The sequence below is a fragment of the Clostridium neuense genome, from assembly GCF_045310695.1.
In the GTDB taxonomy this organism is placed as follows: Bacteria; Bacillota; Clostridia; order Clostridiales; family Clostridiaceae; genus Clostridium_S; species Clostridium_S neuense.
The window spans coordinates 160186-168053 of record NZ_JBJIAA010000001.1 but is presented as its reverse complement, the minus strand read 5'-3'; the positions used below and the strand labels follow the sequence as shown (position 1 = coordinate 168053).

General features: G+C 33.0%; 6 protein-coding genes and 1 pseudogene. 5 read left to right on the top strand and 2 right to left on the bottom strand.

The window, feature by feature from the left end:
* Window positions 1-258: 258 nt before the first annotated feature.
* Both ACJDT4_RS00765 and ACJDT4_RS00760 read right to left on the bottom strand, forming a co-directional pair.
* Complete coding sequence (locus ACJDT4_RS00765) at window positions 259-705, bottom strand: GNAT family N-acetyltransferase (protein WP_406785616.1); 447 nt, start codon at window positions 703-705, stop codon at window positions 259-261.
* Window positions 706-754: 49 nt separating this feature from the next.
* Window positions 755-1186: pseudogene (locus ACJDT4_RS00760) on the bottom strand (IS1595 family transposase); the annotation flags it as partial.
* A 384-nt stretch (window positions 1187-1570) separates the two neighbouring features.
* Between ACJDT4_RS00760 and ACJDT4_RS00755 the strand changes: the two are divergent.
* The 5 genes from ACJDT4_RS00755 (at window position 1571) to ACJDT4_RS00735 (ending at window position 7641) form a co-directional block, all read left to right on the top strand.
* Window positions 1571-2491 carry an ABC transporter permease gene (locus tag ACJDT4_RS00755; protein WP_406785615.1) on the top strand — a complete coding sequence of 307 codons (921 nt, stop codon included), beginning with the start codon at window positions 1571-1573 and terminating at the stop codon, window positions 2489-2491.
* Window positions 2492-2502: 11 nt separating this feature from the next.
* Window positions 2503-3417 carry an ABC transporter permease gene (locus ACJDT4_RS00750; protein ID WP_406785614.1) on the top strand — a complete coding sequence of 305 codons (915 nt, stop codon included), beginning with the start codon at window positions 2503-2505 and terminating at the stop codon, window positions 3415-3417.
* Window positions 3418-3426: 9 nt separating this feature from the next.
* Window positions 3427-4449 (top strand): ABC transporter ATP-binding protein, encoded by a 1023-nt coding sequence (locus ACJDT4_RS00745; RefSeq protein WP_406785613.1) that lies wholly within the window; start codon window positions 3427-3429, stop codon window positions 4447-4449.
* On the top strand, window positions 4436-5419 hold the full coding sequence (locus ACJDT4_RS00740) for an ABC transporter ATP-binding protein (RefSeq protein WP_406785612.1): 984 nt from the start codon (window positions 4436-4438) through the stop codon (window positions 5417-5419). Before ACJDT4_RS00745 ends, ACJDT4_RS00740 begins: the two co-directional genes overlap by 14 nt.
* Before the next feature lie 533 nt (window positions 5420-5952).
* Window positions 5953-7641 (top strand): peptide ABC transporter substrate-binding protein, encoded by a 1689-nt coding sequence (locus ACJDT4_RS00735; protein ID WP_406785611.1) that lies wholly within the window; start codon window positions 5953-5955, stop codon window positions 7639-7641.
* Window positions 7642-7868 lie beyond the last annotated feature (227 nt).

The window sequence follows — 7868 nt, the reverse complement described above, 5'->3', positions numbered from 1 at the left end:
AAATTAGTCAAATTAGGCTGGGGGTTTGGGCGTCAGCCCATGTGATTTGAGAACAATAAACTAGATTTCTCAAGAATAATTCAAAAACCAAATAAAAAATAGTCGTTTTGTATCTGAACGGCTATTTTTTTATTTATAAGGCTATGCTTTAATATAACGTTGAATATAGCCTAAAAAAATTATAGGTGGGATTGTCCACCTATAAGACTCAATAAAAGAATGTTATGAATTACCTGAACGATAAATTGGAATTTACACTTATAAATTCAATTCCAACCATTCATCTGTATCTTGAAATCCATATCTTTTATAGACAGGTCTTCCAAGTTTTGATGCTACTAAACAAATCTTATGAATGTTTCGTTCCTTTGCTTCATTTACTAACCTATCTAACATTCCTGTAGCTATACCCTTACCACGAGAAGTCAGTTCTGTATACATATTAGTTATATAACCTTTTCTTCCAGTTTTATTAGTATATGTTGGTGGAAAATCAATAAATGCAATAGCAGCTGTAGCTATAATTTGGTTATTTTCTTCTGCAATCCATTCAACTAATGAATTATTAGCCAGTTTGTTATTAAAATATCTCATCAATTCCTTATCAATATCAATATTGGGCTCTATACCTTCATCAATGAGTTGCTTCTTTCTAATACTCACAAGTAAAGGTATGTCTTTAATATCTGCTTTTCTATAATTCATCATATTTCCTCCTGTAAATTACAATTTATTTTCCAGTTAATTATATATTATATTTTGTTGCAACACCATTAAATCTATTCATCCATCTCTTTAAATTGCTATGAAGAGCATTAATTTGTTGAATATGATATAATCCCTCTTTATGTTTGTCTCTTTTGTGAGAGTGCCTTGGCATGTTAGATGGCTTTGTACCCTTAAAACTTTTAGCAAAGAATACTTCATCTGCTTCAACTACACCATCAGCATACCCTTTACCTAAAAATGTGATTATACAATTGAGAATTTTATGTATCCAAAAGAAACTTGTTGCTATGTTAATTTCTACGATTTTAGCACTTTTTCTAATAGAGTAACCATTAATCATGCACTTAGCATATTTAAGCCACTTATCCAATGTTTTCTTACTTTTATAGGTTGCAGAATTAGTGAAGTCAGTAAAAGCTTTCTTACAAGATTTGCAAATATATCTTTGTTTACCATCACTGTACCCTGAATCAATTTTCCATTTGTCAGGATGAATTTCGTATTAGCAGTTTCAATATTTCATCTTGTCTATCCATAAAAAAGTCATATTTGGAAAATAAATCTAGCATGTGAAAATGGTTAACACGTTGGAAATAGAACCATATTGAGAAAATTATAAAATAATAGTAGGATATAAACGTACCTAATAAATAATTGCATATTTAGAATTGTTTTTAACAAATTAATGACAAATTGTTAAAAATATTATTTATTTAAAAATAAGTATATGAGCAATAATTTTAGCTTGAAAGTAGGAAGTTTGAATAAAATTTCTGTGTATAGCAAATATAACTTTATAATTACAAAATAGCACAAAAGAATAAAAAATTGGAGGGACAAAATGCTTAAGTATATTTTAAAGAGAGTGATTTCAAGTGTTATTACAATTTTCTTCGTAATAACAGTAACATTTTTCTTAATGCATGCTATTCCTGGAGGTCCGTTTACTGGAGATAGAAAATTGCCACCAGCTGTGGAACAAAATCTAAATATAAAATATGGACTAGATAAACCTTTAGGAGTTCAATATGAAAAATATCTTGTGGATTTAGTACATGGAGATTTAGGACCTTCTATGACTACAGAAGGACTTACAGTTAATCAGGTTATAGGAAATTCATTTCCAGCATCTTTAAAAGTTGGAGCCTGTGCGGTTTTATTTGCGCTTACAATGGGATTAATTCTTGGAATAGTTGCAGCACTTAGGCAAGGTAAACTTTTAGATAATATTTGTATGATGATATCTACTGTGGGGGTTGCTGTTCCAAGTATGATATTAGCACCAGTTTTGATATATCTTTTTGCCGTGAAATTTGGAATATTACCAGCAGTAGGATTGGACAAACCTTCAAATTACATAATGCCGTCAATAGCTCTTGGATTATATTATATGGCATTTATTGCACGACTAGTACGTTCTAGCTTGGTTGAAGTTATAAGAACAGATTATGTAAGAGTTGCAAGAGCTAAAGGACTCGCAAAAAGTAAAATTGTTTTAAAGCATGTGCTTAGAAATTCATTAATTCCTTTAGTAACGTATCTTGGACCAATTACAGCAGGCTTGCTTACTGGAAGTTTTGTAATAGAAAGTGTATTTGGAATTCCTGGAATTGGAAGAGAGTTTGTACAAAGTATATCTAATAGAGATTACACGACAACTCTAGGCGTAACTGTATTTTTCTGTGCATTTTTAATAGTTGCAAATTTAATAGTGGATTTATTATATGTTGTTATCGATCCAAGAATCAAATTACAGGATTAGGAGGAGCACAAATGGAATTTTCTAAAGATATGTTTGAAGTTGTGCCTAAAGAAGAAAAAAGTTTAGAGAAGATTGAAAGACCAAGTTTGAGCTACTGGCAGGATGTAGTTAGGAGACTTAAAAAAGATAAAATGGCAATGCTTGGTTTAAGCTTTATAATACTAATAACCTTGGCGGCAATATTTGGACCGATGTTATCAAGATATAATTATACAGCTCAAGATTTAAATTCAGCGGATCTTGGACCAAGTTTATCTCACTTTTTTGGTACAGATAAATTTGGAAGAGATTTATTTGTAAGAGTGCTTGAAGGTGCTAGAGTATCGCTTATTATAGGCCTTGTAGCCAGCTTACTTAGTATTTTTATTGGAGTAATATATGGTGGCATATCAGGATATTTTGGCGGAATTGTCGACAACATCATGATGAGAATTGTTGAAGCAATATATGCTATACCAATGACGATATACGTAATACTTATAATGGTTGTTTTAAAACCTGGTTTGAAAAGTATAATAGTAGCACTAACAATTTCTTTTTGGGTTACTATGGCAAGAATTGTTAGGGGACAAATTATGTCGTTAAAACAACAAGAGTTTGTTTTAGCAGCAAAGACCATAGGTGCTTCTGATATGAGGATAATTCTCAAGCATCTTATCCCAAATTGTTTAGGACAAATTATCGTAACATTGACACTTTCAATACCAGATGCAATATTTCAAGAAGCCTTTTTAAGCTTTATTGGTCTTGGAATAGCACCACCACTTGCATCCTGGGGTAGTTTAGCATCTGATGCTTTAGGAGGCTATCAATTATATCCATATCAATTGTTCTTTCCAGCCTTAGCAATATGTCTCACAATGCTTGCATTTAATTTGCTTGGAGATGGACTAACCTATGCATTAGATCCAAAAATGAGAAAGTAGGAGGAGAATATGGAAAAACTACTTCAAATTAATAATATACACACATCCTTTCATACACATATGGGTGAAGTACAGTCTGTAAGAGGAGTTACTATAGATTTATATAAAGGCGAAGCAATAGGAATTGTTGGTGAGTCTGGAAGTGGAAAAAGCATAACAATGATGACGGTTATGCGTCTTTTAGATAACAACGGTGAAATAAAAACTGGTGAAGTCTTGTTTGAAGGAAAGGATCTAACTAAGCTCTCTGAAAAAGATATGGAAAAAATAAGAGGAAATTCAATAGGAATGATATTTCAAGATCCTATGACTTCCCTAAATCCAGTACTCACAGTTGGAGATCAGTTAAGTGAACCTTTAATTAAGCATAAAAGGATGAGCAAAAGCGAAGCAAAGAAAAAGGTTATAGAGATGCTTGGTTTAGTTGGTATACCTAGTCCGGAAAAAAGAATTAAACAATATCCACATGAGTTTTCTGGTGGAATGAGACAAAGAGTAATGATAGCAATGGCACTTATTTGTGGACCTAAATTATTAATTGCGGATGAACCGACCACAGCACTTGATGTTACAATTCAAGCTCAAATATTAGAGCTTATGAAAGAACTTAAAGAAAAGCTAAATATGTCAATTATACTTATAACTCACGATTTAGGAGTTGTAGCAGATGTATGCAGCAGAATAAATGTTATGTATGGTGGGGTTGTAGTTGAAAGTGGAAGTTCTAAGGATATTTTCTATAATGCAAACCATCCTTACACCTGGGGACTTTTAAGAAGTATTCCAAATCCTAAACTTGATATAAAGGAAAGGCTTAAGCCAATTGAAGGAACGCCTCCAGATTTATTAGCTCCTCCAAAAGGATGCCCCTTTGCAGCAAGATGTGAATATGCTATGAAAATATGTTTCGAGAATAAGCCTGAACAATATAAAATTAACGAGGGACATTATTCTAGCTGCTGGCTTAACCATCCTAATGCACCAAAAGTTAAACGCAATATTGAAAGAGGTGAAGCTGATGGAGAAAAATAATAAGCTTATTGAGGTGAAAAATCTTACTAAGTTTTTTAATATTAATAAAGGCATTCTTTCAACTAAAAAAAATTACGTAAAAGCAGTAGATGATGTTTCTTTTAGTATAAAAAAAGGTGAAACTTTAGGTCTTGTTGGAGAATCTGGGTGCGGCAAAACAACTACTGGGAGAACTATCTTGAAGCTTTATGAACCAACGAGTGGTGAAATTATCTATGATGGTAAGGATATAGCTAAACTTAAAAATAAAGATATGCTTTCCTATAGAAGAAAAATGCAAATGATATTTCAAGATCCATATGCATCCTTAAATTCAAGAATGACGGTTGGAGATATAATAGGAGAGCCAATAGAAATTCACAAATTAATGAGCAAAAGTGAAAAGTATGAAAAGGTTCAGTATTTATTAAATAGAGTTGGATTAAATCCAGATCATGCTAATAGATATCCACATGAGTTTTCTGGTGGACAAAGACAGAGAATTGGTATAGCAAGGGCACTTGCAGTTGAACCAGAATTTATTGTATGTGATGAGCCAATTTCAGCACTTGATGTGTCAATACAGGCACAGGTTGTAAATATGCTTGAGGATTTGCAGGAAGATTTAGGACTTACTTACTTGTTTATAGCTCATGATTTGTCTATGGTTAAGCATATATCAAATAAAATAGGTGTTATGTATTTAGGAAAATTGGTTGAATTAGCAGATAGCAGCGAGCTTTATAAGAATCCACTGCATCCATATACGAAAGCGCTTCTTTCAGCTATACCGGTTCCAGATCCAAACATGGCAGCACAAAATAAAAGAATAGTACTTGAAGGAGAAATACCGTCACCTATAAATCCACCAAAAGGCTGTAGGTTCAGTAGTAGATGTAAATATGCTAAGCCTGAATGTAGAGAAGGAAATTTTGAACTTAAGGATGCTGGTGGCGGCCACATGGTTGCATGTAATCTATATTATAGATAGACAACATGAAAGATTTAAATTACCAATACCAAATTTATCCCTACAAACTGGAAGTTGACTCAGAGTACAACTGACAGAGTACAGTGAAGGTGGATTTACCTTTTGCTACGCTCAGGTAAATCTTAGAACTTAATAGTTTCAGCTGTGCTAAACACTATATTTTAAGCGTTTTGGGCGCATTAAGTTTAAGATTTTTCAAAGCGTAGCGGAGAAAAATCATCCTTCACTGTACTCTGAAAGTTGTACTCTGTACTCTGAGTAAAATGTTGGCTTTGTAGTATAAATTTGGTGTTAGCCATTTCAAGTTTCAAGGTGGTTTATCTTTAAAATGCGCAATTCACAATTCCTTGGCAACTGTGAACTGTGCATTTATTTTTGCATTCAATACATATTTTAAAATAATACCTTCAATATATGCCAAGCATGCATAAATTAAAGGCAGATTTGGAAACAATAAATATAGAAATTTAAAAGTTTTAAATAATTAAGTATATTGTGGGCTCTATTACATTAAAATATGAGGAGGTAAAGTAATGTTAAGAACTAAAATATCAAAAGTTGGGGCTATTGCTATGTCGGCTTTTATGGCAGCTTCATTTTTAAGTGGTTGCACGAGTACAGGTAAGGTTAATCCCAAAACTGCAGAGCAAATTATAAGGTATAATTTAGGTGCTAATCCTAAAACAATAGATCCAGGATTAAATAGTTCTGTTGAAGGAGGAACTGTAATAGCCAATGCTTTTGAAGGTCTTACAGATGTTGATGTAAATAATAAGGCATATCCAGGTGTGGCAAAGAGCTGGGACATATCAGCTGATGGTAAGCACTATGTATTTCATTTAAGAAAAGATGCAAAATGGTCAGATGGTAAAGCTGTAACTGCAAAAGATTTTGAGTATGCCTGGAAGAGAGCCTTAGCTCCAGAAACAGCATCTGATTATGCTTATCAGCTTTATTATTTGAAAAATGGTCAGGGATACAATGAAAGTGGGCTTCCAGCAGCTCAAAAGACTCCTGGTGTTGCAGCAGCTACAGCAGATCAAGTTGGAGTAAAGGCAGTAGATGATTATACTCTTAATGTGGATCTTGAAAATTCAACACCATATTTCTTATCCTTGTTGGCATTTCAAACATATATGCCATTAAGAAAGGATGTTATAACTGCACATCCAAAAGATTGGGCATTAAACGGTTCAACTTATGTTTCTAATGGAGCTTTTAAAATGAAAAGTTGGAAACAAAAGGATAAACTTGAGTTTGTAAAGAATCCGTATTATTGGAATAAATCTCAAGTTAAACTTGATAATCTTACTTATACAGTTTTAGATGATCCAACGAGTTATATGTCAGCATATCAATCGGGGCAGATTGATATAATCGATACACCTCCAGCAGAGCAAATCCCTTCACTTTTAAAGCAGGGAAAAGCAAAAACTTATGTTAACATAGGAAATTACTATTATAGCTTTAACTTAGATCCAAAGGCAAAGCTTAACCCAGCAGTGGCTAAGGCCATGAATGATGTTAGGGTTAGAAAAGCAATTTCACTAGCTATTGATAGAGATGCTTTGGTTAAGAATGTAACAAAGGCAGGACAGTATCCAGCAACAAGCTTTGTTCCTAGAGGTATGGTTGAAAATAACGGAAAGGATTTTAAACAAAAAGATTATTATCCATCAAAAGGAGATATATCACAGGCTAAAAGTTTATTATCACAGGCTGGTTATCCAAATGGCAGTGGTTTTCCTACTATAGAATTAATCTACAATACTGGTTCTAACCATAAGGATATTGCTGAAGCTGTTCAAGCGATGCTTAAGAAAAATTTGAATATTAATATAACGCTTAGAGGTGTTGAAAGAAAAGTTCAACTTGATGAAACAACTAAACGCACATACACTGGCATAGCAAGAAATGGTTGGTCTGCAGATTATGCCGATCCAATGACTTTTCTAGATATGTGGGTAAGTACTAGTGGAAATAATGTTGTTGGATACAGCAATGCAGAATATGATAGGCTTATTGCAGCTGCTAAAAGTGAAACAAATACTACAAAGAGATTTTCTGAAATGCATCAAGCAGAAGATATTTTAATGAGAGATATGCCAATTGTACCTCTATACGAATACAACATTGTTTCAGCTATGAAGAATTATGTTAAAGGCACCTACAGAACTCCAATGGATGTCTTGTATTTCACCAAAGCTTATGTGCAAAAATAAAAAAAGAGCAAAGTAACAATGCTTCGTCGCATTAAAATAATTCTATAAATCTAAGATGAAAAAAACCTAAAATTCTAAGATATTTCAATAACTCGCCTTTGGCTCAAACAGATTGAAACATCTAAGGATTTTAGGTTTTTTTATCAAGATTTATTAGAATTCTTTTAAACTGTTCCTTCAGCATTGTTCTTTAGTTTCCACGGTAGTGCAAGGAAAAAATTCCTCCG

Coding starts and splice junctions, on each gene's coding strand:
- ACJDT4_RS00765 (WP_406785616.1), bottom strand. CDS start 705: ATGAATTATAGAAAAGCAGATATTAAAGACATACCTTTACTTGTGAGT.
- ACJDT4_RS00755 (WP_406785615.1), top strand. CDS start 1,571: ATGCTTAAGTATATTTTAAAGAGAGTGATTTCAAGTGTTATTACAATT.
- ACJDT4_RS00750 (WP_406785614.1), top strand. CDS start 2,503: ATGGAATTTTCTAAAGATATGTTTGAAGTTGTGCCTAAAGAAGAAAAA.
- ACJDT4_RS00745 (WP_406785613.1), top strand. CDS start 3,427: ATGGAAAAACTACTTCAAATTAATAATATACACACATCCTTTCATACA.
- ACJDT4_RS00740 (WP_406785612.1), top strand. CDS start 4,436: ATGGAGAAAAATAATAAGCTTATTGAGGTGAAAAATCTTACTAAGTTT.
- ACJDT4_RS00735 (WP_406785611.1), top strand. CDS start 5,953: ATGTTAAGAACTAAAATATCAAAAGTTGGGGCTATTGCTATGTCGGCT.